We start from the raw sequence: 23,294 nt of genomic DNA, 5'->3' as shown, positions 1-23,294 counted from the left end.
TAACCTGAAGGCCGCAGGTTCAAATCCTGCCCCCGCAACCACTGAAACTTGAATATTTTGCCATTCAAGTCGCTTAACAGAAAGCTCCTCCGCGTAAGCGTCGAGGAGCTTTTTTTGTTTCTGCTCCGTGTCGAGTTCACCTGCGCGCAGCTTCTCCAGATAGTCGTGCTGCTTCTGCGGCACGCACTCTCGATACGACGCCATCGGCGGTCTCGAAGAGCGTGGCGAGGCTTGAAAAAAAGATCGGCTCGCGTCTCTTCCTGCGCTCCACCCGCGCCCTGACGTTGACGCAGGACGGCCAGATTTTCTTCGAACGGATTGCTCCGCTTTTGCGGGATCTGGATTCGAGCGATGAGGCAATCGGCGCCGGCTCTCCGCTCGCCGGCCGCCTGCGCGTCAGCATGCCAAGCGAGCTGGCGCCTCTGCTTCTGCCGCGGCTGTTTACAGGCTTTGCGGCTGACAATCCCAACTTGCATCTCGATATCGGCCTTACTGATCGCTTCGTCGATCTGATCCAGGGGGTCACGTCCAGAACGCGGCCGATAGGTGACTTCGACAATGATGGAATGCCCAACACTGAGACCCAGGCCGCGTCAATAACCTCGCAAGCATCGGTAGGACGAGGGTTTCGAACCAATGGGTTTTGGTATCGGTGCGCCGATTTCCAACGGCTTTGGCACTTCCCCGCAGTGTAAGAACAACAGGGGCCGACTTCACGTTTTGAAATGAACGGTCACCGAAAATGAGTTCCCATTCTGTGCCTGTGCGGTCATGTCTTTGTGAAAGGTCGTATGAGCCATTGCTCGACGATACGCGAAGCAAAGAGTTGATGGTATGGAAAATCCGGTTGCACTGAATCGTCTTTCCGAAAACACGGTCTTCCGTAAGGGCGATGTTTTCGTACTGTTCGGCGAACTATTCGGCCGCGGATACGCCACAGGCTTGCTTGACGAAGCCAGACGGGCTGGAATGGAGATTGTGGGGATCACCGTCGGGCGGCGCGACGAGAACAACGCGCTCCGGCCGCTCGACGCCGAGGAACTGTCTTTGGCGGAGGCCCAGCTGGGCGGCAGGATTATCAACATACCTCTTATGGCGGGGTTCGATCTCGATGCGCCCGCAGACGGCCCAACTCCCACCGATCTCCTGTCCAGGATGACGCTTGAGAGCTGGGAACACGACAAGCTCGATTGGGACTATGTCAGGCAATGCCGGGACATCGCTACCGCGCGTTTTACGGAGTCGCTTTCAAAAGTCATGGCCGTTCTCGACGGAATGATTGGCGCTGGCCGCAATGTTTTCTTCGCCCACACAATGGCTGGGGGCATTCCGAAGGCGAAGGTATTCCTGGTCGTCGCCAATCGAATCTACAAGGGAACTGGCGCCCGCCACATGTCTTCGCAGACTCTGCTCGACAGTGACATGGGAAAGCTCATTCTGCAGAATTTTGACGATGTCTCCGCAAACACCTTTCGCCATCTCATTGATTTCAGCACGGTGATCCGCGAGCGGGTCGAAGCTTCGGGCGGACAAGTGCGATATACGGCCTATGGTTATCACGGATCGGCGGTCCTGATCGATGGGAGCTATCGTTGGCAGACCTATACCAACTACACCCAGGGATATGCGAAGATGCGGCTTGAAGGCATTGCAGAGGATGCCTGGGCGAAAGGGATCACGGCAACCGTCTATAATTGTCCCGAAATCCGGACCAATTCATCCGATGTGTTCACCGGTATCGAGCTGCCCCTGATACCGCTGCTGCTTGCTTTGAAGAAGGAAAACGGGAGCGAATGGGCCGACGAACAGTGGCAGGCCTGCGAGCAGTTGCTGGTCGATGGCTTAACCATGAAGGATGTTTTCCGGAAGATCACTGCCATGCAGGCCAGCGAGGTCATGCGTCCGTTCTATGACTTTTCGGCATGGCCCATGGCAAACAGCCAGGCACAGGCCGATCTGACCATTGGCACGTCAAACGAGATCACCCAGATGCATCGGGATGGCAAGATGATGATTAGTGACCTCCTGAGCAGTCTCGTTGTGACGGCAACAGGGCAGCTAATCTTTAGTGAATCATCGGAACCCACGGGTCCCGTCCTGTGGCTGAACCATGATATCGTGGCTCGGCGACTTAACGCTTCCCACCCGCATTCGAAGTCTTCTGCGCCGCTTATCGCGCAGGGGATGGAATCTTCGCACCTTGAGATGGCGTGACGGCTTCTCTGCTTAGCTTGGAAGCTGGGTGTTTTGGCCATGAAGCGACGAATTTTGCGACAGGAATGCGCCTTGATTTCAGTCCTAGAGAACGCTGTGGCTCTTTCCGGAAAGCCGCCATGTTAGGTGCGTAGGGAAGGCGAGCGACCTTGCAGCATTCGTACCGGTGCTCATGGCCGCCATCAACGGAGGCGCGCCTGGATAGAGGGAGCGCTAGGATGTCATCTGCGCGCGCAGGCGGGGGCCGATCCAGTCAAGGAAGCACCGGACCTTCAGCGGCAGCGGATCGACAGGTCCGCGAATAACATTTACTGGCAGCGGCTCCGGTGCGAACTCCGCCAACAATTCTTGCAGAGCGCCAGAGCGCAAATGTTCGTTGATCTGGTAAGAAAGCACGCGAATAATGCCTATACCAGCTAGTGCAGCCTGAATGGCAGCCTCCGTCGTGTTGACCGCGAGCTTGAGGCGCGGCTCGACAGCGAAGGCCGCGCCGTCCCGGCGGTATCGCCATTCCGGGGCGGTCGCGAAGCCCTGGAAGCTTATGCCGTCATGCGGGGCGAGGTCTTCCGGCTGACGCGGCACTCCTCGGCGGGCAAGATAGTCGGGGCTCGCGCAGATCACCCGGCGGACGACACCAACACGTGTTGCGATAATAGCGCTGTCCGGCAGGTGCCCGATCCGTAGGGCTACATCGACGTGCTCATCTGCCAAACTTAGCTGCCGATCAGTCAGGGTCAGCCGCAGGTTGATATCAGGTTGCTCCTTGAGGAATTCGAGCGCAATTGGCAGCAGATGGCGCTCGCCGAAGGCAATCGGCGCGGTCACGTGCAGCCCGCCACGCAGCGCTCCATAATCGCCGCTGGCCTGCCGCTCCGCCGCGTCCAGCTCCTCGAGAATACGACGTGACGCGGCGACGAAGGCGCGCCCTTCTTCCGTCAAGGCGAGACCGCGGCGGGTGCGCACGACCAACCGAACGCCAAGATGCTTTTCAAGATCGGCCACTTTGCGGCTGACCGTAGCCAGCGGCGCATTCAGCCGCCGTGCCCCGGCAGAAAGAGTGCCGGCGTCGACCACCGCTAACAGCACCGACATCGCTTCAAACCGATCCATCGAACCCTTCCGAAAATTGAGAGGAATGTTTCCACATTGCCAGGATACCCCGTTATTTGTGGATGTCATAGCATTCGCGTCGTCGGGACTCGACGTAGCTTCCATCGTGCTGCTGATCAGGAGAAAGATGTCATGCCTCAACTTTCACGTCGCGCCTTTGCCGGCGCCTTGCCTCTCGGCCTTATGGGAGGGAACTTCCTCGCGGGAGGCCTGATCGGTGGCACGCCCGCCCTTGCCGCGACGCAGGTTACCGCCGGAACGCCGGGCGGCATTACGCCGCTGGCGCAAATCCGCATTGGCCGTTTCACAGTTACAGCCCTGACGGACGGGTATGCCGATATGCCATACGACTATTTTCCGGGACGTTCCGCGGCCGAGGTCGAACAGGCGGCCATCGCGCAGCTCACCGCCCGGCCGAGCGGAGTTCGGTTCCTCTTCAACCAATATCTCGTAGAGGATGGCGAGCGTCGCATCCTGATCGACGCCGGTGCGGCAGGGTCTATCGGGCAGACCGGACAGTTACCACAGGCACTCGCCGCGCTCGGTCTGAAGCCCGACAAGATCGACGCGGTCATCGTAACGCATATGCACCAGGACCACATGGGTGGGCTGGTTCTGGGAGGCCAGAACAACTACCCCGGAGCCGAGCTTTATATCGATCGTCGCGACATCACTCACTGGACCGATCCGGCCAAGCGCAACGGCGCTCCCGATTACCTGCAGACGAGCTTCAGGATGGCGGAGGAGGTTGTGCGGCTATATCCGAGACTCCAGGCGGTCGACGGAGAGCGCGAGATCATGCGGGGCGTTTCGATCGTCGACTTGACCGGCCATACGCCCGGCCACATCGGCGTCCGGGTCGAAGATGACGGGAAGAGCATGATCATGGTTTCGGATATGATTTTTCCGGTCGTACATCCGGCCGCGACCGATGTGTTCTTCCTGTTTGAGCAGGACCGTGCCGCTGCGAAAGCCATGCGTGATCGCTTCTTTCCGCGTGCCGCGTCGGAAGGCGCACTCATCGCTGCCACGCACATGCCGTTCCCTGGGCTCGGTCGTATCGTTGCTGATCGTGGGAAGATACGTTGGCAGGTCGCAGACTGGGCCTTGCAGGACTGATTGCTGCTCTCGGTGATCTTAAGGGTTATAAATGCCAGGCACTGATCTAGGCTACCCGAAGATAAATCCGGGCTCGCGCCGTGAGACAACGATGCGAGCCTGCCTGGGCAAGGAGAAATAGGCATGCCATATCATTTCCTTGAGGTTGCTGTAACGCCAAGCGTCAGAGCAGCTCAGGCGGGCATGGGAGTGGATCAGATCTGGCTGGGCGCTGACAACCGTCCTTCAGACACCTTCACCGAAGACGAGATCGCCTTCATCGCCTCGCGTGACAGTTTCTATATGGCATCGGTCTCCGAAACGGGTTGGCCGTACGTTCAACACCGTGGAGGAAAAGCCGGCTTCCTTAAGGTCGTCGATCAGCGAACATTGGCCTTTGCCGACTACCGGGGTAATCGCCAGTACATCAGCGTCGGCAATTTTGCCGCTAACGATCGGACCTGCCTGTTCTTGATGGACTATGTGCGACGGGCACGGCTCAAAATTTACGCCCATGTGGAGCGGCTGGCGCTTGATGCTAACCAGGAACTCACGGAGCTGGTGTCCGACCCGACCTACAAAGGAAGAGCGGAACGGATATTCAGGCTTCGGCTTGAGGCGTTCGATTGGAATTGCCCGCAACATATAGTCCCGCGCTACACCGAACAGCAGGTTGAACAGGCTGTCGCGCCTCTTCGTGAACAACTGCGGAAATTGGAAACCGAGAACGCGACCTTGCGCGCACGGTTGGGGAACCCTGCAACATGACTGAAGCTCAACGATCACCCATTCCGCCTTTTACGTTTGAAAGCGCAGTCGAGAAAGTTCGTCTTGCTGAAGATGGCTGGAACAGCCGCGACCCGGCGAAGGTCGCTCTGGCATATACGGTAGACAGCCAGTGGCGGAATCGTGCCGAGTTTGTCACCGGGAGGGATGCGATCGTCGCGTTCCTTTCGGCAAAATGGCGGCGGGAGATCGACTACCGTTTGATCAAGGAGCTCTGGGCGCTTAACGACAATCGTATCGCCGTCAGGTTTGCCTATGAGTGGCGCGACGATAGTGGGAACTGGTTCAGATCGTTCGGGAACGAGAATTGGGAGTTTGACGATAGCGGCCTGATGCGGAAGCGCTATGCCTGCATCAACGACCTGGCTATCCGCGGTGAAGACCGCCGTTTCCACTGGCCGCTTGGCCGCAGGCCAGATGATCATCCTGGACTCAGCGAGCTCGGTTTTTAATCGAGAGTAGCCTGTCTCTGTTCATCTGGCGCTCAAAGGCGGTGGCTCAGGAGCCAATCTTAATTTCCTTTTTTTAAACGCTCCCTCCCAGCGAAGGAAGAGGCCATTGAGGGCCAGGCCTTCGTGGATATGCACAGGCTCTCACGCGAACATCTCCGGGATGGGGAGCATTTCGAATACCGTCCCATCAATGGAGGATGCGTGATCTCGCTGCCAACGCACCTGCGATCGGCAGATACGGTCACCGGGATTGAGCACTAGCTAATTGAGCCGAAGTTACGTGGTTGATCGCTCTCGCTGCTAAGGATTTCAACGATTCGGTCATAGCCGTAGAGAGTAGCGAGGCTTAGCGGTGTCAGGCCCGAATGAGTTTTCAAATCACGGCGAGCACCGGCGTGTACTAGGGATGCCACGGCATCTACGTATCCATGCCACACAGCATCGTGCAAAGCGGTCAGACCATTGTAAGGACCCTGCGCATCAAGCTCAACCTGAGTATCCCCCTGCTTTGTTGATGAAGTCAAAATATCGATGTGATCTGCCTTTCCGAAGTAGGCAGCATCGTGAAGTGGCGAACCACGCATGAGACCGATCGTACGGCGAGGATCTGCGCCAGAATCCAGCAGTATGCGCACTATTTCGGCATGACCTTCGCGAACTGCGAGACCGAGAGGCGTGTAGTCGTCATCGAGCGTCCCGGTTATTGGCACCCGAACCTCAAAATCAGCGCCATCTGCGATCAGCCGCTTCACCTCTTCAATATTTCCGGCCTTGACTGATGAGACGATCGACAAGCTGGCAATGTGCTTCTCGTCCGCCTCATCGCGTTCCTCAATAAGCGCTGCGATTGCTTTGAGGTCGTCGTGCCTGGCAATTTCGAGCGCGGTCTGTTGCCAGTAATTCCTTACAGTAGTCCGAGCGCGCCGCGACAGCAAAACCCGCACGACAGATTCGTGTTTGTGAAGCACGGCGTCCATCAAGGCGGTGTTACCGAGAATGGGCGATTGCTGATCGATGAAGGCTCCGTGGTCCAAGAGCATCCCCATCACGTCGGCGCTGCCGGACTGTGCCGCCTTGTGGATTGCCGTTGCTCCCATTCGAGGTTCCGCCGCCAGCACGTCCGCTCCGGCAGTTAGGAGCAAAGCAACAGCTTGTGCCTGACCAAGCGCAGACGCGATCATCAACGGCGTGAGACCATCGGGGCCTCGAGCATTGACGTTGGCCCCGGCGTCGATAGCTTCTTTGACCGAAGCAAGATCGCCTGTCCGAATAGCATGAGAAAGTATCATGGTCTTATGTTCCTTGATTGGTTAGACAGCTGCTGAAACGGTGGCGTTGAGGCCGTTCAGGAATTTGATGATTTCGGCATTCACGCGGTCGCGAGCTTCGTGATGAGGCCAGTGACCTACACCTTCCAGGCGCACGACATCGACGAGCCCGGGCGCTGTCTCCCGCATCTCTTCAACAGTTGGAGGAACGGGGTGGAACAGCCGACACAGCCCGTCTGCATCGCCCCAAATATAAAGGGAAGGCTGCTTGATAAGCACATTCTTGTAGGCAGCGAGATGCTCAAACGTCGCTTGCACGCCACGGTACTGGTTCAGACCGCCTCGAAATCCCGTTCGCTGGAACGTTTCGATGTTGTGCTTCACATAGGCTGGATCGGCCCAGCTCGGCAGCACTTCAGGGGCAGGCCGAAACATATTCCGCTTTGCGTCGATGGGATCCCACCCGGTTCCTTCGGCGGGCTCGCCCGACAGCCAGTAAAGTGCACTGGGAATAGTCTTGCTCGCATCACGAATCCGGTCATCCGTCTCCGGCTTCATCATGTCGAAAGCATAATAGAGATCGCCGAGACCGCGACTGCGTAGCAGGTCCCAGGTACTCAACTCGCCACGCGGCAGGAACGGGATGCCGAGCGTTATGATCCCGTTGAAACGATCTGGTCGCATGACCATTGCCCGTTGTCCGTGGTCCGCGCCCCAATCATGCGATACGATCGTTGCGGTAGGTACGTGCAACGCATCGAGGATGCCAATCAGGTCGCCAACAATGTAGGCTCCACTGTAAAGTGCGGGATCGGCCGGGGAATAGCTGTCGCCAAAACCCCTCATGTCGAGTGCGATCGCGCGGTACCCGTTTTCTGCGACAACTTGCATCTGGCTACGCCACGTTTCCACCGTGTCTGGAAAGCCGTGCAAGAAAAGCACGACTGGACCATGGCCTTGCTCAACGACATGGAAAGAGGCACCGTTGGCCTCAATTTGCGAATGGTGTACGGGATGATCAGCGACGGCTGATACTTCACTAGGGGGACTCATTTTTTTGCTCCAGGTTATGCTTGATTGAGACTTGCGGCGCGTGTTGGATCGGCTCCAATTCAATGACTTCACCACCTGAGGCGCGAAGCCGCTCAAAGTATGTGGAGTGGTCGATGAGCTGGGCTGGGAAGTAGAGACCAGGTTTGGGCTTTTCGGCTACGAGACCAGCCAGGCGTTCAAGAACGAGCGCGACACCCAGACCCGTAAGCGGCATCTGGCCACCGGGGTGCACGATTGCGTGACGTTTGCGAAGCTGCAGCCCCGCGTAATCCAGGCCGAAGAGATTGATGATGATTTCAGTCGATACTGGCTCGCCTTTACGCCGCGTCGAGCTTTCCCCAATCGCCAAGTCAAACCGGACGTCTGGTGAGCCGGTTGCGTTCGCCAGCAACAAGACGTCGTTCGGTGAAAATATGTTGGCGTCGATCTCTGTGCCATCTACCGCGCATACTTTGGAACTGGTTTCGTCACCTTTGCACCAGCGCCATGCGCCAGCCCGTCTGATGAGAGCTGCAGCGCCCGCATACATCTGGCGTTCAAAGTCGGCATTTGCTGCGGGTCCGAACGCGTCTTGCTCATCGAGGATCGCCTCGATGTGAATTCGCTCCAGATGACCAAATTCTTGGGCGAGGAACAAGGATGGCACGCTTGTCGCTCCCACCAACCATTCGGTACCGAGGACTACGGGCGCCGCTGTGGGCATTTGAATAAATGACGCAACCTCCAAGCCAAGTTCGCCAATGCTTGGTGAGATGTTTACGTGTCCGGCACCCGTTTGCTGGGCCCAGCGGAGCGCTGCTCCCGTTTCATCGGTGAAGAGCGTTGCAACAGCCGAGACCCTTAAGTTACCTAGTCCCAAAGCGGGCGCTGTTAGATTTACCGCTACGGCAGAGGCGCCATCGACCGCTGAAGCCGCTTGAAGCGCGCGTTGTTCGTTCCGCCCACCAATCAGTAGTGGCAAGTCGGGATGCCACTCACGCAAGAATCGACTGACCCAGCGCCCCACTTCACCGGCGCCGCCGATGATCAGTATAGGATCTTGCAGTTTTCCTGGAGCTTGTAACATCACGACACCTGTGATTAACTGATACCTACACATCGTAAGTTACTAAAAGTAGGTACGCAAGTGGAAAAAGTAAAAACTTTTGTCGACAATAGGATCGTGGGCCGCCTATCGAAAACAGAACGGCGTCTACAGCTCCTCGAAACGGCGCGTCTGGTTGTCCGGGAAGAGGGCGCAGATAAGCTCACCCTGGCGCACCTCGCGGCGCGAGCGGGAGTTTCAAAGCCCGTCACTTACGAGCACTTCGAAACGAGAACAGGACTTTTGATTGAGCTCTATCGATGGATAGACACCGAACGCATTTCGGCCTTTCGCGCGCTAATGGCTCAGGGGAACCGAACGGCAAAGGAGACCGTGTCGGCTTTGGCAAAAACCTACTTGGCCTGCGGGGCCGATCAGGGTGACGAATTTCATGCTGTTGGGTCGGCGCTTGCCGGAAGCGAGGAAAAGGCGGCTGTATATCAAGAGTTAGTCGACGCGGTGATCGAGATGTTCGTGGAGGTTTTGAAGCCTCACTCGAACCTGACGCTGGACACACTCGCCCTTTCAAGCTTGGCGTTGGTTGCATCAGGAGACGCGCTGACAAATGCTATGAATCGTGGGTCTTGCTCCGCTTTGGAGGCAGAAGAGGTGTTTACGAAGCTCATTGGCGCGACGATCCAAGATAAAGTTTGAGGTTGAACGGCGTCATTCGTTCCCAGGATACGGGGCTCATTTTCATCTATAGTTGGATAGTGCACGTAAACAGCGGCTATGCTGCTTCCAGATATTGCAGTTGGCTACAACGGTATTTTGCGCCACAGCTTTAAAGATGGTGCATACTTGAGGTTAGGCTTCTTAGGCCGCAACCGGCCATTTAAGAGTAAATTGTTGCGCAGCCGTGAAAGTCCAAAGAACTGTAAGGGAATTAACCAATGCGTCGGCGGTTCATATCCGCTCAAGGCGAATACCGCCGCAAATTGTTTCCATTTTCAAGTTGCTGACGTAGCTTGCTGGGAAGTCTCTCGGTCACTGATTTCGGAAAATGAATCGGAAACCTCAGTCTTGAGTTTTGAATTAGACGAACGGTTTATTTAAATCAGACGGAGAATCTCTTTAAATTGGACGGCGATTGGTTTATGAGTTGCCGTATGAAAACTGATGGTGTCACCCGCTTGTATATTGACCGTAAAGCGAAGCCAATCGTTGATACGGCTCTGACAGATACGCGTGTTGTTTTGATCTCTGGGCCGCGACAAGCAGGTAAAACAACGCTTGCGCGGCAATTCTCAGACGCAGATCGCCCCTACCTGACGCTAGATGATGCAGGCACATTAAGCGCTGCGCGAGCTGATCCAATAGGGTTCATTCGAGGCATCGACAGGGCTGTCATCGACGAGATACAGCGCGCACCTGAGCTGATGCTCGCCATCAAGGAAAGTGTGGATCGGGATGAACGGCCTGGCCGGTTCCTTTTGACTGGGTCAGCCAATCTAGCGACGGTTCCAGCTATAGCTGATTCACTTGCCGGCCGGATGGCGGTCGTACCACTGCTGCCATTTGCTCAAGCCGAAATCCAATCAACCTCTGGGCAGTTACTCGATAAAATCTTCAATGGCGACGAACCCGCGCTCGGAGAGAGGGTCGTGTTCGGCGACGATCTTATGGAGATTGTTCTGAAGGGAGGATATCCGGAGGCATTGCGTCGTCCGACGGCTGCCCGCCGGGCAGCGTGGCTTGAAGACTATGTCGCTCTCATTCTTGATCGAGACGTCCGTGATATCGCAAATATCGACCAACTCGATCGGTTGCCAAAATTGCTGAATGTGCTTGGTGAGCATGCAGGCCAGCTTGTGAATCATAGCAGCTTTGGGTCGGCATTGGGATTGTCGAGCGTCACCGCAGGCAAATACGTAGCTATACTGGAGCGCCTTTTCCTGGTGCGTACACTTCCGCCTTGGTCGAACAATCGATTAAGCCGGCTCGTGAAAACACCGAAGCTGCATTTTGTTGACACGGGCCTTCTCGCAAGCTTGCGAGAGGACAGCCTGGATAGTCTTCGACGCGACAAGACCCGGTTTGGCGCGCTACTGGAGAGTTTCGTTGTATCTGAACTGTTGAAGCTTGCCTCCTGGTCAGAGCGCCGTCTGACGTTTTCACATTATCGAACAAAAGATCAGGATGAGGTCGATGTCGTGATCGAAGACCGCCGTGGTCGCGTGGTTGGGATTGAAGTCAAAGCATCCGCTACGGTCAAATCAGATGATTTTAGAGGTCTTCGCCAACTCGAGCAGGCGGTAGGTGATCGTTTTGTGCGGGGACTGGTTTTACATGACCATGATCGTGTAACGCCGTTTGGGGAGAAGCTGCGCGCTGCGCCGCTTTCTATCCTTTGGACAACGTAGCTGCTGCACTGCAGAACCACCATGTGTTTGGCAGGAGGATCATCCATGGGGCCTTGACATCGTCAATACGCGCGATCCTTGGTCGCGCCCTTTTCGCTGAGATAGCGGGGTGCCATTCTGACCTGCCGTGATCATACTTCGTCGGCGCGCAATGCTGGCGCTGCAAACGCGTGGAGATGCTGGACAGGTGGGCGACAGTCTCGCCGCGGCGCCGGCATTTCTCGGAGCTGCGAGGCCGAATTCATCCGAAATTCTGGCACTAAGCACGTACATAGATCGTCGGCCACGCGCGTAAACCTTTTTCGCCGCTTCGAGAATCGCACCACGTGCTGCATCGAATGCCGATAGACACTCAGAACTGATGTTCGACGAACTTGATTGCCCAAGTGCAGCAGCCTCAATGAAGAATCGCAACTCAACAATGCTGAACACCCGTGCGGGGTAGTTACCTAGCCTCTACACGACGCTATGCTCAGTCTCTTGAGGCCGCCGTCTTTTCGCAGGCTGAGCGTTCACTCCCCTACAACCACTCCCTCGCGTCGTGGATCGGCGCTGCCGGCCAAACCTTGGGCGGTCATCTCGATAACATGCAAACCGGAATTCATCTCACCCGGTTTCACCTCATATCCTATCGCCTTCAGGGGGCCGATCAGTTCTTCCGCGCTGGTGCCGGCCTCGATGTCATAAATGCCGAACCGGTTGATGAGATGCGGCTGGGCGACGATCGCCTCAACCGGCATGCCCCACTCAATGTAGGCGATCAGCGCCTGTGTCACATAGCCGATGATCTGGCTGCCGCCGGGGGAACCAATGGCGAGCAGCGGTCTTCCATCCTTCATCACGATAGTCGGGGCCATGGAGGAGCGCGGCCGTTTGCCGGGCTCAACGCGGTTGGCGATCGGCAGGCCGCCGTCATGGGTCTTGAAGGAAAAGTCCGTCAACTCGTTATTGAGCAGGAAACCGTTCGTCATCAGACGCGAGCCGAAGCCGTTTTCGATCGTCGTCGTCATCGAGACCACGTTGCCATCCTTGTCGACAATGACAAAATGGCTTGTGGAGGGTAACTCGAGCGCGGCATCCCGGCCTAAAAGTAGCGCGTGGTCCCATTCCGGCTCGCCGGCCTTGACGGCATCCTTGGCCAGCGCCTTGTCGCCGTCGAGCAGCTTTGCCCTCTCGCTTAGATAGGTCTTGTCCAGCAGGCCCTTGATCGGTAGTGGCACGAAATCGGTGTCAGCGACGTAACGCTCGCGGTCGGCGAAGGCGAGGCGCTGTGCATCACCGATAATGCGCCAGCTTTCGCCATTTTTCGGCCCCAGGCTCTTTAAATCGAAATTCTCCGCCATGCCGAGTATCTGGCCTACGGTGATGGCGCCCGAAGAGGGCGGACCCATCCCGCACACATCAAGAGCACGATAGCTGAAGCAAACCGGTTCGCGCTCGATCACGCGATAGTTGGACAGATCGGTCAGCGACAGCACGCCGGGATTGTCGGTCGTCTCACGCACAGTCTTGACGATCGCCTCGGCAATTCTCCCTTTATAAAAAGCATCGGCGCCGCCTTTGGCGAGCATCGCAAGCGTTTCGGCATAAACAGGGTTCTTCAACAGGACACCGGTCTGCAGGGCGGCCCCGGAGGTGTCGAAGAAATATGACCGGGCCTCTTTATATTTCTTCAGCCGGTCGCCCTCGGACGCGATAAGGGAGGCAAGGCGCGGCGACACTTTGAAACCTTCCGTCGCCAGCTTTTCCGCGGGCTTCAGCAGACTTGCCCATTCCGCCTTTCCATAGCGTTTGTGGGCTTCCTCCAGAAGCCGCACCGTTCCCGGCGTGCCAACGGAACGGCCGCCAATTACTGCATCCATGAATTTAAGCGGCTGACCTTTGTCATCCAGGAAGAGCTTTGGCGTGGCTTCCCGCGGCGCGGTCTCCCGGCCGTCAAACGCCATCAACCTACCGCTTTCTGCGTGGTAGTAGACCAGGAATGCGCCGCCGCCGAGCCCAGAACTCTGCGGTTCAACAAGGCCAAGTACGGCCTGCACCGCCACCATCGCATCTATGGCGTTACCGCCCGCTGCGATCACGTTGCGCCCCGCCTCGGCTGCCAGCGGATTGGCCGCTGCCACCATGAAGCTCCTTGACTCGACACGTCTGGCAGTCGCAACATCCGTTGCCTTCTCGGGTGCCACCGTGTCGGACGCCTGCTGGGCGCAGGCGATCGCAGTGGAAAACATTAAGGCGAGAACAGCCTCACCGAGAAATCTCATTTTCATTAGCCTTATCCTCCAGAGAGGCACAACCAGTTCATATAAGGGCAGGGTATCCGGCAGGCTGACATTGCACTCTATCATGCCAAAGCTGCCGGCAGAAATACACAAACGATATTTGGCGATCATATGGATGAGCTGCTTCGCCTTCGTTTCAGCGGCTTCCTTCCTATCCTTCTTTACCTTTCCGGCACGGCGGGAGATCCGCTCATCGGCCGGAAAACAACGCGAGACGGGTAGGGTCTTGTTCGTTCTTCAATCCAGTACAGTTCAGCAAGGCCGTGATGTTTCACGCCTTGCGAACAGGCGTTGCCTTACGGTTCGTGATTTGCGGGTAGTTTGTTTCCGTGCGGTTCCGCATATTAGTATAGTAATTTAATAGACAATATTGACGGAAACCAATTTTGGGAAGAAAATTTAATTCCGCTTGTGTGAGAGTTGGCTTTAAATCCCTGAATACGTGTCGTTCTTGCTCAAAAAAGCGATCCTGTTCCAGGATATGTCGGTGGATAAGCTGGAGGCCAAAAAAATGCGGAAAAGCGGTAAAATACGGTTCGGATTCGACTGGTTCAGACAGGAGCGGCCTAGTGTGAGCGGCGACATCGAGAAACCGGAATCTGATCGAACAGCGTCGATGAAGACGCAATGGGACGAAGATCGGGAACATCTCCACGACAAGGAATATTCGCACGGCCTTTACTGGCGCAAGCAACCTGCCTGTTAGTGGCTGTTGTGTCCGTAGTGCCTTCCATTTGTCGCGCTAACCGGCGATGTACCGGTCTTTCAAACCCTCATTTCTCTCCTTCACGCGATGAAAGCCAGTGATCTGGCACTTCGTCCGAGCGGTCTCCTACATCCACTTCAGTGCAAAACAGGATAGTGAAATTGGGCAGGATTTATCGTGATTTTACGGAACTTGTCGGCAATACGCCGCTGGTGGAACTCGCCAGAATTCGGACGAAATATAATCTGCAGGCGCGCATTCTTGCCAAGATCGAGTACCTCAATCCCGCAGGCAGCGTGAAGGACCGCACGGCATGGGGCATTATTCGCGAAGCGGAGAAGAATGGTAAGTTGAAGCCGGGGGATCTTATTTTCGATCTTACCAGCGGCAATACCGGTATAGGATTTGCTGCGGTCGCCTCCGCGCGCGGATATCGTACGAAATTTTATCTTCGCAATACAATCAGCGAGGACAAGATCAACATCCTCCGGCAATTTGGATCCGAGATCGAGCTGATCGAAAACGAGGAGCTTTTCCAACCGGATGCGATCCATCGCATCATCGACCGGATCAAGGCCGAGAATCCTGGCGCCTTTTATACCGGGCAACGTTCCAACGACGCCAATCCGCAGGTGCATTTCGAGACGACCGGGCCGGAAATATGGCGCGATACCGAAGGGGACGTAGATATCCTTGTTGGCACTGTCGGTACGGGCGGCACGGTATCCGGTGCGGGGCGTTTTCTGAAAGGCCAAAAGCCGGAAATAAGAATCGTCGTTGCCGAGCCGACGCCGGAGTCTGTTCCTTCCGCGGACAACCCCGATGCCCGCACAATCGAAGGAGTCCACAAGGTGACCGAGGTCGAGGAAGACACCTTGCCGGAGACCTACCACAGGGGTGTTGTCGACGAGGTTATCGCCGTTACCACCGAGGAGGCGCGGCGGGCAGCACTCGCCATTGCAAGGGGGGAGGGTTTCCTTGTCGGGACTTCGTCCGGTGCGGCTGTCGCGGTCGCGATCAAGCTTGCACGACGTGCCGAAAACAGGGGCAAGACGATCGCGGTCATATTTCCTGACAGTGGCGAGCGTTATCTCTCGCTTTTTGGTGCCCCCGACTGAAAAGGCCATTCAACTAATCGGGAATTGCGAATCTGCTAGCGATCACATCTGAACGCGAGCGTAACCTGCCAGAAAGCGGATGGAGCGCCGATACTCCGGGAATACCCGGACCGCTCCAACCGGATTTCGGATACCTGTTCGAACGAAAACAAAGTTTAATGTACCGCGAGGCCGAGATTGCCTCGCAATGTTTGTGTCTGATAATTTTTTCGATAGACGCCCCATTCCTGAAGATAGGGGATGACTTTTTCGACGAAGTCATCGAAGCCCGTTGGTGTAAGATGCGGTGCAAACACAAAACCGTCTGCGGCGTTTTCCTGAACATAGTGGTTGATCTGTCTCGCCACCGCTTCCGGCGTGCCGATGAAGTGCTGGCGTGCCGTCACCTTGATGATGAGCTGCCGAATGCTCAGTTTTTCGCGCTCAGCGATTTCCCGCCAGACGCGGGCGGTTTCAAGCCGGTCGTCGATACGGCTCGCGCGGCCTTGCGCAAGCGCGGGAGAGGCAACTTCAGGGTCGATCTCTGGAAGCGGTCCGTCCGGGTCGTAGGAGGAAAGATCGCGGTTCCATACCTGCTCCAGAAATACGATCGCGTTTTTCGGGCTTACCTGCTGTAAACGGATGGCGCGCTGCCGTTCTTCGGCGTCTTCCTGACTGTCGCCCAGAACGAAAGCGGCGCCGGGCAATATTTTGAGATCATCCGGGCCGCGTCCATATCTGGAAAGCCGCGTTTTGACGTCCTTGTAGAACGCCTGCCCGTCCTCAAGCCTGCCATGGCGGGAGTAGATGACGTCGGCATGGCTGGCCGCCAGCTCACGCCCCGTCTCGGAATCGCCGGCCTGTGCGATGACGGGAGCGCCTTGCGGCGAGGGCGGCAGATCGAAACGGCCGGCAATATCGAAGTGCTTGGACTTGAAGGTAAAGTCCTCGCCCTTCCAGATTGCCCGCGCAGCTTCGATGAATTCCTTTGCGCGCTCATAACGTTCGGCGAATGGCAGGTGGTCGCCCCTGCGGAAGTTCGCGCCGGTAAAGGCGCCGGGGGAGGTAACGACGTTCCAGCCGGCGCGGCCGTTTGAAAGCGTATCCAGTGTCGCAAGCTGGCGGGCGAGCGGATAGGGCTCGTTGAAAGTGGTGGTGAGCGTTCCAATCAGGCCGACATTGCTGGTGACGGCGGAGAGCGCCGTCAGGATCGCCAATGTGTTCGGCCGCCCAACCACGTCAAGCTCATGGAAGCGGCCCTTCTGCTCGCGCACACGCAGGCCTTCTGCGAGGAAGATAAAATCCAGCTTGCCCCGTTCAACGGTTTCAGCGAAATGCCTGAAAGACGAAAAAGCGATCTGGCTGCCGGCTGCCGGATCGCTCCAGACCGTGAAATTATTGACGCCCGGAAACTGGGCTCCGATGATGACTTGTTTCTTCGACATATTACTATTTCCGATGACGGTCAGGCAGCTGCGACATAGCGGTTCGCGGCGGCGGGCAGGGAAAGGCGATCGCGCAGGGTCGATCCGCGCCGTGCTTGCGCAAGGCCGGACCGCCGAAGTGCCGGCAGGATATGCTCCAGCAAGGGCGCCAGATCGCGCTCCGGTTGGCGGGGCAGGAAGCGGATGCCGTCCAGCCCGGCGTTGGCCAATGCGTGCGCTCGGCTGATAGCGGTCTCCACGTCAGCGGCCCATTGCGGGATCGTGTCTTGCGCGGGTGCGTCGGTTCCGATGCCCACGTCGGCAAAAAGCCGTAGTCCGGGGTGTCTGGATTTGATGTCTTTCACCACTGATAGAAGCTTGCTGTCGTTGGCGCGCAGAAAGGCGAGGTCGACGGTGGCGGCAAGACGCGGGTTGTCGTCGGCCCCTAACACGGCGGCAATGGCCGGCTGGCCCTGAGGAGGCCGCGGCGTAATCGATGGCCCGAGCACGTTGAAATTAGCGCCCTTGAAATCGACATAGTGCAGTTTCGTTCCGTCGATGAAACGCTGGCTTTCCGGGTCGCGGATGATGGCGTCATCATCCCAGCTGTCCCAGAGTTGTCTGATGACGTCGATCGCCTCGTCGAAATCCAGTTCGAGGGCGCTGTTATTGTTTTCGGGATAGCCATTAAGTTCCCCCGTGGCGCGCCTTGCGGCAACTGCCCGGTTTCCCTCAAGCGGTTGTACGAGGAGGCCGGCCCGACCGTCCGTCACATAGTCTAGGGTGGCGATGGCCGTCGATACATGGAACGGTTCGAGGAAATTGATCGGCGCGCCTGCGAGGATGCCCGCATGGCTGGTCCGTGCGCCGAGCCAGTTTGCAAACAAGATGGCGTCGAGGCCATTGCCTGCGGAAAGCGCAAAGCCATCTTCGAGAGTGATGAGATCAAAACCTTCATCAAGGCGTTGGAGAAGGCCGTTTGTCTTCCCGTCATGCCTGAGCAGATCGTGCGAATGGTGATCGAGGTCTATGCCAAAATGAAAATTCGCCGCGAAAGTCATGTTGCACTCCGTACTGAAGGTTGAGGGGTGCGAGCGGAAAGCGCACCCTGATATGATATTCCGTTGAGACTTCCGTCAGCACGCGATGCAGCATGTCCGGTAAAGCGCGCCAGAATTTTTGCCTCTTGCCCTTCTTTCAAAGCTTTCACCCGCGCGGTCGCCTCTTCGAAGGAGGCGGCGGGAGGATAGATCGGTGTGCTCCCTTGCTGACCGGCCTTGGCACCAATGTGCTTTTCAAAAGGAAGGGAGCGATAGAGGTGCGGATCGGCAGCGGTGTCGAAAAGCGGGCGGTATCCGAGCCTCAGATAAAGTGCGACGGCTTCCGGTTGGCGAAATCCGGTTGAGAGATAGGTACGGGTATAGCCAAGCGCCGCCGCACTTTCTTCAAGAGCCAACATGATGGTGCGGGCGAGCCCCTGGCGCCGCAACGAAGGATCCGTCCATATCCGCTTTATTTCGGCTGTTTCGTCGTCGTGGCTCATGAAGGCGCCGCCGGCAATGGTTTTACCGTCACGCTGCATCAGCAGGAGATCGCCCAGCGGCGGAGAATAGAGCCCTTCGGGATATCGGTAGATCTCGCCGCGAGCGCCGCCAGGGCGATCGGCAGTACCGTATCGCCCGTCATACTCGCTGATAAGGCCTTCGATGAGGGGTTGGGTTGAAGGATGAAGAAGGGACGAATGAATGATGACATCGGGCATGGCTGTCTCGCTTGGGCACGATAGCCGGCTGTCCGGACGGTGTGCATCAAGCATTGCACTTGAATGCTTGCACCGGCCGCAGCCGCGCGCAGGAGCATGGCGCAAGGCGTGCTTCTTTGGCACGGCATGATCTTTTATTGTGCAATTGAATAAGGAAATATCATTGCTCGATTTTTATCACATTAAAAATATAGATTTTATCAAATTTATAAACCGGTTCTCATGGAGCATTGATGACCTTTGGTTTGAGCTTTCTCGACAAGAGTCCGATCCATCAGGATGAAAGCGCCGTAGCGGCGCTGCGAAGAACCGTGACGCTGGCGCAAAAGGCGGAGGCGCACGGCTTCACCCGCTTCTGGGTTGCGGAGCATCATAACTCGCCGAAGCTTGCGAGCTCGTCTCCCGAAGTGCTGATCGGGTTCCTGCTGGCCCAGACCCAGCGGATCAATATCGGGTCCGGAGGCGTCATGCTGCAACATTACAGCGCCTACAAGGTTGCCGAAAACTTCAAGCTGCTTTCAGCGCTTGCGCCTGATCGTGTCGATCTTGGTGTCGGCAAGGCGCCCGGCGGGCTGCCGCTATCCACGCGTGCCCTTCAAGGGGCCTATGATCCGGCACGCAAGCCCACCTTTGAACAGCAGCTCGAAGAGCTTGATCACTTTGTTGGCGATGGCAGGGCGGAAAATCGGGACGAAGACAGGCTCACAGCCTATCCCTCTCCGCCTTCGCCGCCGAACCGTTTCCTGCTTGGTGCGAGCCCGGAAAGCGGATGGCTTGCGGGCAGGCTGGGCTGGAACTTCGTTTATGCGGGCCACATCCACGGCAATGAGGCGGCGATTTCCGAAGCGCTGGCCGCGTTCAGGGCAGAAGGCGGCAAATATGCGGTTCTGGCGGTTGCCGTTGTGGTTGCCGAGACCGATCAGGCCGCCGATGCGCTTGCGGTGGAAGGTCGCCGTTTCCGCGTCGAGGTCGAAGGCGGTCAGGGCGTGAATGTCGGAAGCGAAGAACAGGCTCGCGAATATGTCCGGCAGGCGGGCGCCACGGAATATCGCATCGAGGAACGCAGCCCGCTGATCATCCGCGGCTCTCCGTCCACGGTTCGTGCGGAATTGCTGCGGCTTCACCACCATTATGGCATCGACGAGTTCATCGTGGATTGCCCCGTATCCGATGGCGCACATCGCCTGAAGACAATCGAATATCTGGCGACAGCCGGCCGCGCGCTTGCCGCGTGACGACAAGCTGCCGGGCATGAGGGGATTAGACATGGTAACCAGACGTCATTTCATTTTGGCAACAAGCGCTGCGGCGATTTTCGCCACCAGCGGCATTGCTTTCGGCGCAGGCGAGGCCACGCAGGCGCCGGTGAGCGGCGGTTCGCTGACCTGGGGCGTGGAGACCGAACCGAGCACGCTCAATCCGCATCTGAACGGGCAGGCCAAGGCAAAGCTCATCTTGCGCAATGCCTATGAGTCGCTTTTGGCCCGCACGCCGGACGGCGGTTATGCGCCATGGCTGGCCAAGAGCTATTCGATCTCCGACGATGGCAAGCAATACACTTTCATATTGCGCGACGACGTGACCTTCAGCGATGGCGAAAAGTTCAATGCCGCCGCGGTGGCGCTCAACTTCACCAAGCTGAAGGAGCCGACCTATTCCGGCAGTATCAGCGCCGGTCATGTTTCCCATGTCACCGAAGCGCTTGCCGTGGATGAGCATACGGTCGTGCTCAAGCTCGGCCGGGTTTACGCGCCCTTTCTCGACGGCGCGTCGGGTATTGAAATTCTGTCGCCACGGGCCTTTTCCTCACCACAGCTGAAATCCGGCGGGCCCGAGATTGCCGGAACCGGGCCGTTCGTTCTTGATCGTTACGCCAAGGGTCAGGAAATCCGCTTCGTCAAAAATCCCGGCTATAACTGGGCGCCAGCGAGCGCCGGTCATCAGGGGCCGGCCTATCTGGATGAGGTGATCTATCGTTTCCTGTCCGAATCTGCCGTGCGCAGCGGCGCGCTGTCTTCCGGGCAGGTGCAGGTCATCGAGGGGATTCCGGGCAATGATGCCGGTCTCTTCCGCGACGACCCGGAATTTTCCTATCAGACGGCGATCAATACCGGCACGCCCTATACGCTTTACCTGAACGTCAATTACGGGCCGACCGCCGACGTTAAAATACGCAAGGCATTTCAGGCGGCGGTGGATGTGGACCAGATACTGCAGGCTGTCTATCGCGGTGAGCGCCGGCGGGCCTGGGGTATTCTCACCCCGGCGGATACCGATTTTTACGACAAGAGCATCGAACAGGCCTACGGTTTCAATCCGAAGCTCGCCAATAGCCTGCTCGATGAAGCCGGTTGGTCCGCCCGCGACGGCGATGGTTTCCGTGTGAAGGACGGCAAGCGATTGACGATCGAGGTCGTGCAGTCGCAATCCACGGTGCGCGACCAGCGCGATATTCTCCTGCAGGCGGTGCAGGCGCAACTGCGCCAGAATGCCGGCATCGATCTCGCCTTGCAGTATGTCGATGCGGGAACCTACTCCAGCCGCCAGAAGGACGGCCAGTACGGCATCATTCCGAACTCGACGACGACGCAGGAGAATGGCGTCACGATCTATTTCCACTATCTGCCGCGCGACAAGGGCGGATCGATCAATTACAGCCGCACCGAGGCGCCGGAAATATCCGCCTGGCTGGACGAGGCCGCATCGACGCTCGATCAGCAAAAACGGTTCGAAATCTACGCAAAATTGCAGCGTTATGCGCTTCTGGAGCAGGCGCTTGGCCTGCCGCTTTATGTGCCCGACGACCAGATTGCCGCTGTGGCCGCGGTCAAGGGCGTCGGCTTTAGACCCTTCAAACGCCTTCCCGATAGTGCCTACGATATCTGGCTTCAGCAGAACGCCTGATCTGTCGGCAATTCAATATTTTTAATGGAGTTTATGCATGTTCAATCGCAGACAGTTCGTCGTTTCCGGCACCGCGTTGCTGGCAATCTCAGCCTTCCCGGTCCTCTCCATGGCGGAAGACGCCAAGCCCGTTAGTGGCGGTACATTGACCTGGGGTGTGGAGACCGAGCCAGCAACGCTCAATCCGCAACTGAATGGTCAGGACAAGACCAAGCTGCTGCTGCGCAACGCCTATGAATCGCTTCTGGCGCGGACGGCCGATGGCGGATATGTGCCATGGCTTGCGACCGGTTACAGCATTTCCGAGGATGGAAAAACCTACACTTTCAAGCTGCGCGACGACGTCACTTTCACCGATGGCCAGAAGTTCGATGCGCAGGCGGTGATCACCAATTTCGAAAAGCTTAAAGATCCCGGCTATTCCACCAGCGTCAGCGCCGGTCCGGTTTCGCGCATCGCCGAGCTGAAGGCTGTCGATTCCCATACGGTATCTTTCACCCTGAAAGACATTTACGCACCCTTCCTCGATTATGTCGCGGGCCTCGAAATCCTGTCGCCGGCTGCATTTTCATCGGCGCAGATCAAGTCCGGAGGGCCTGAAGTTGCCGGGACCGGGCCGTTCATTCTCAAGCGTTATGTCAAGGGGCAGGAAATCCAGTTCGAAAAGAACCCGGCCTATAATTGGGCGCCGAAGACCGCCAAACATCAGGGAGCGGCCTATCTCGACCAGGTGACCTATCGTTTCCTGCCGGAATCCTCCGTCAGGACCGGCGCCCTGACCTCCGGGCAGCTCGATGTGATCGAGGGCATTTCGGGCAACGATGCGGCTGTCTTCAAGGACAACGCAGACTTCACCTATCAGACGGCGCTTAATACGGGCACGCCATACTCGCTCTTCCTCAACGTCACCTGGGGTCCGACACAGGATGTCAAAGTGCGCAAGGCGCTCCTCGCCTCGCTCGATATCGACAAGATCCTGAAGGCGGTTTATCGCGGTGAGCGCACACGCGCCTGGGGCATCACCTCGCCGATCGATCCGCAATTTTACGACAAGAGCATCGAGAATACCTATGGCGCCGATGCCGACGTGGCCAACAGGCTGCTGGAGGAAGCGGGCTGGCGTGAGAAGGATGCCGAAGGTTTCCGCATCAAGGACGGCAAGCGTCTGACCATTGATGTTGTGCAGGCGCAGGCCACGGTGCGCGACCAGCGCGATGTCCTGCTGCAGGCGCTGCAGGCGCAGGCCCGGCAGGTGGCGGGCATCGACCTTGCGATCAACTATGTCGACGCCGGGACCTATACCGACCGCCGCAAGACTGGCCAGTTTGGCTCCATCGCCAATTCCAACACGCCGACGGATGCGATCGACATCGAATATCATTACCTGCCGCTTCAGAAGGGCGGCACCATCAACTACAGCCGGGCCGAAGCGCCGGAACTGGCACAGTGGCTGAACGCGGCGGCATCGACCCTCGATACGAAAAAACGTTTCGAGGTTTATGCGAAGCTGCAACGTTTCGCGATCGTCGATCAGGCCTACGCCATTCCGCTTTATGAGCCCGAAGACCAGGTTGCCGCCGCAAATTATGTGAAAGGCATCACCTTCCGGCCGTTCAAGCAATTGCCTGAAAACGCCTACGACATATGGCGTAGCGAATAGTCCTTACCGACCGACTGACAATAGAAAACAA

General features: G+C 57.3%; 21 protein-coding genes and 2 pseudogenes. 13 read left to right on the top strand and 10 right to left on the bottom strand.

From position 1 onward, the window contains the following. A pseudogene (locus DA915_RS13345) lies at nt 1-183 on the bottom strand (recombinase family protein); the annotation flags it as partial. Between DA915_RS13345 and DA915_RS13340 the strand changes: the two are divergent. After that, nucleotides 141-518 (top strand): annotated as a pseudogene (locus DA915_RS13340) (LysR family transcriptional regulator); the annotation flags it as partial. The pseudogenes DA915_RS13345 and DA915_RS13340 overlap by 43 nt on opposite strands. Nucleotides 519-834: 316 nt before the next feature. Next, nucleotides 835-2,214, top strand: a complete 1,380-nt coding sequence (locus DA915_RS13335; RefSeq protein ID WP_107676086.1) for a hypothetical protein — start codon at nt 835-837, stop codon at nt 2,212-2,214. A gap of 213 nt (nt 2,215-2,427) precedes the next feature. Here DA915_RS13335 and DA915_RS13330 read toward each other — a convergent pair whose 3' ends face one another. Then, complete coding sequence (locus DA915_RS13330; RefSeq protein ID WP_107676085.1) at nt 2,428-3,324, bottom strand: LysR family transcriptional regulator; 897 nt, start codon at nt 3,322-3,324, stop codon at nt 2,428-2,430. A gap of 132 nt (nt 3,325-3,456) precedes the next feature. On the opposite strand from DA915_RS13330, the gene DA915_RS13325 reads away from it, so the two are divergent. The 3 genes from DA915_RS13325 (at nt 3,457) to DA915_RS13315 (ending at nt 5,660) form a co-directional block, all read left to right on the top strand. Then, entirely contained in the window at nt 3,457-4,443 is a 987-nt protein-coding gene (locus DA915_RS13325) for an MBL fold metallo-hydrolase (RefSeq protein WP_107676084.1), read from the top strand. Between the two features lie 123 nt (nt 4,444-4,566). Further along, entirely contained in the window at nt 4,567-5,190 is a 624-nt protein-coding gene (locus tag DA915_RS13320; protein WP_107676083.1) for a pyridoxamine 5'-phosphate oxidase family protein, read from the top strand. Continuing rightward, nucleotides 5,187-5,660, top strand: coding sequence for a nuclear transport factor 2 family protein (locus DA915_RS13315; protein ID WP_107676082.1), 474 nt, complete (start codon nt 5,187-5,189; stop codon nt 5,658-5,660). The genes DA915_RS13320 and DA915_RS13315 overlap by 4 nt, the downstream gene beginning before the upstream one ends. Before the next feature lie 257 nt (nt 5,661-5,917). On the opposite strand, the gene DA915_RS13310 is transcribed toward DA915_RS13315, so the two are convergent. The 3 genes from DA915_RS13310 to DA915_RS13300 are packed head-to-tail and all read right to left on the bottom strand — an operon-like array spanning nt 5,918 to nt 9,047. Continuing rightward, nucleotides 5,918-6,949, bottom strand: a complete 1,032-nt coding sequence (locus DA915_RS13310) for an ankyrin repeat domain-containing protein (protein WP_107676081.1) — start codon at nt 6,947-6,949, stop codon at nt 5,918-5,920. Between the two features lie 21 nt (nt 6,950-6,970). Continuing rightward, entirely contained in the window at nt 6,971-7,981 is a 1,011-nt protein-coding gene (locus DA915_RS13305; protein ID WP_107676080.1) for an alpha/beta fold hydrolase, read from the bottom strand. Further along, on the bottom strand, nt 7,968-9,047 hold the full coding sequence (locus tag DA915_RS13300; protein WP_107676094.1) for a saccharopine dehydrogenase: 1,080 nt from the start codon (nt 9,045-9,047) through the stop codon (nt 7,968-7,970). Before DA915_RS13300 ends, DA915_RS13305 begins: the two co-directional genes overlap by 14 nt. A 60-nt stretch (nt 9,048-9,107) precedes the next feature. Between DA915_RS13300 and DA915_RS13295 the strand changes: the two genes are divergently transcribed. The 3 genes from DA915_RS13295 to DA915_RS13290 all read left to right on the top strand — a co-directional run bounded on the left by DA915_RS13295 (nt 9,108) and on the right by DA915_RS13290 (nt 11,428). After that, entirely contained in the window at nt 9,108-9,719 is a 612-nt protein-coding gene (locus DA915_RS13295; protein ID WP_107676079.1) for a TetR/AcrR family transcriptional regulator, read from the top strand. A gap of 78 nt (nt 9,720-9,797) precedes the next feature. Further along, entirely contained in the window at nt 9,798-10,121 is a 324-nt protein-coding gene (locus tag DA915_RS28665) for a hypothetical protein (RefSeq protein ID WP_153064539.1), read from the top strand. Nucleotides 10,122-10,174: 53 nt separating this feature from the next. Then, nucleotides 10,175-11,428: an ATP-binding protein gene (locus DA915_RS13290; RefSeq protein ID WP_107676093.1), complete on the top strand. Its 1,254-nt coding sequence runs from the start codon at nt 10,175-10,177 to the stop codon at nt 11,426-11,428. Nucleotides 11,429-11,467: 39 nt separating this feature from the next. Here the strand turns inward: DA915_RS13290 and DA915_RS29180 are convergent, their stop codons facing one another. After that, nucleotides 11,468-11,860, bottom strand: coding sequence for a DUF1488 family protein (locus DA915_RS29180; RefSeq protein ID WP_244600708.1), 393 nt, complete (start codon nt 11,858-11,860; stop codon nt 11,468-11,470). 80 nt (nt 11,861-11,940) lie between these two features. Then, complete coding sequence (gene ggt, locus DA915_RS13280) at nt 11,941-13,698, bottom strand: gamma-glutamyltransferase (protein WP_107676078.1); 1,758 nt, start codon at nt 13,696-13,698, stop codon at nt 11,941-11,943. A 499-nt stretch (nt 13,699-14,197) separates the two neighbouring features. On the opposite strand from ggt, the gene DA915_RS13275 reads away from it, so the two are divergent. Both DA915_RS13275 and DA915_RS13270 read left to right on the top strand, forming a co-directional pair. Then, nucleotides 14,198-14,416: a hypothetical protein gene (locus DA915_RS13275; RefSeq protein ID WP_153064538.1), complete on the top strand. Its 219-nt coding sequence runs from the start codon at nt 14,198-14,200 to the stop codon at nt 14,414-14,416. 155 nt (nt 14,417-14,571) lie between these two features. Then, nucleotides 14,572-15,534 (top strand): PLP-dependent cysteine synthase family protein, encoded by a 963-nt coding sequence (locus tag DA915_RS13270; RefSeq protein ID WP_233283401.1) that lies wholly within the window; start codon nt 14,572-14,574, stop codon nt 15,532-15,534. Between the two features lie 155 nt (nt 15,535-15,689). Here the strand turns inward: DA915_RS13270 and DA915_RS13265 are convergent, their stop codons facing one another. From DA915_RS13265 to DA915_RS13255, 3 genes are read right to left on the bottom strand one after another with little or no spacing between them, the layout of a single operon-like run. After that, complete coding sequence (locus DA915_RS13265; RefSeq protein ID WP_107676076.1) at nt 15,690-16,958, bottom strand: LLM class flavin-dependent oxidoreductase; 1,269 nt, start codon at nt 16,956-16,958, stop codon at nt 15,690-15,692. Nucleotides 16,959-16,978: 20 nt separating this feature from the next. Further along, a complete protein-coding gene (locus DA915_RS13260) occupies nt 16,979-17,998 on the bottom strand; it encodes an LLM class flavin-dependent oxidoreductase (protein ID WP_107676075.1) in 1,020 nt (339 codons plus the stop codon). Beyond that, nucleotides 17,995-18,699: a GNAT family N-acetyltransferase gene (locus tag DA915_RS13255; protein WP_107676074.1), complete on the bottom strand. Its 705-nt coding sequence runs from the start codon at nt 18,697-18,699 to the stop codon at nt 17,995-17,997. Before DA915_RS13255 ends, DA915_RS13260 begins: the two co-directional genes overlap by 4 nt. 233 nt (nt 18,700-18,932) lie before the next feature. Between DA915_RS13255 and DA915_RS13250 the strand changes: the two genes are divergently transcribed. From DA915_RS13250 to DA915_RS13240, 3 genes are read left to right on the top strand one after another with little or no spacing between them, the layout of a single operon-like run. Continuing rightward, a complete protein-coding gene (locus DA915_RS13250; RefSeq protein ID WP_107676073.1) occupies nt 18,933-19,934 on the top strand; it encodes an MsnO8 family LLM class oxidoreductase in 1,002 nt (333 codons plus the stop codon). Between the two features lie 31 nt (nt 19,935-19,965). Then, nucleotides 19,966-21,603: an ABC transporter substrate-binding protein gene (locus tag DA915_RS13245; RefSeq protein ID WP_107676072.1), complete on the top strand. Its 1,638-nt coding sequence runs from the start codon at nt 19,966-19,968 to the stop codon at nt 21,601-21,603. A 37-nt stretch (nt 21,604-21,640) separates the two neighbouring features. Further along, nucleotides 21,641-23,263 carry an ABC transporter substrate-binding protein gene (locus DA915_RS13240; RefSeq protein WP_107676071.1) on the top strand — a complete coding sequence of 541 codons (1,623 nt, stop codon included), beginning with the start codon at nt 21,641-21,643 and terminating at the stop codon, nt 23,261-23,263. Nucleotides 23,264-23,294: the final 31 nt, after the last annotated feature.

This window comes from Agrobacterium sp. LAD9 (assembly GCF_003031125.1).
Taxonomy (GTDB): Bacteria; Pseudomonadota; Alphaproteobacteria; order Rhizobiales; family Rhizobiaceae; genus Agrobacterium; species Agrobacterium radiobacter.
The sequence above is the reverse complement of the archived record's forward strand: the minus strand, read 5'-3'. Positions and strand labels throughout refer to the sequence as shown.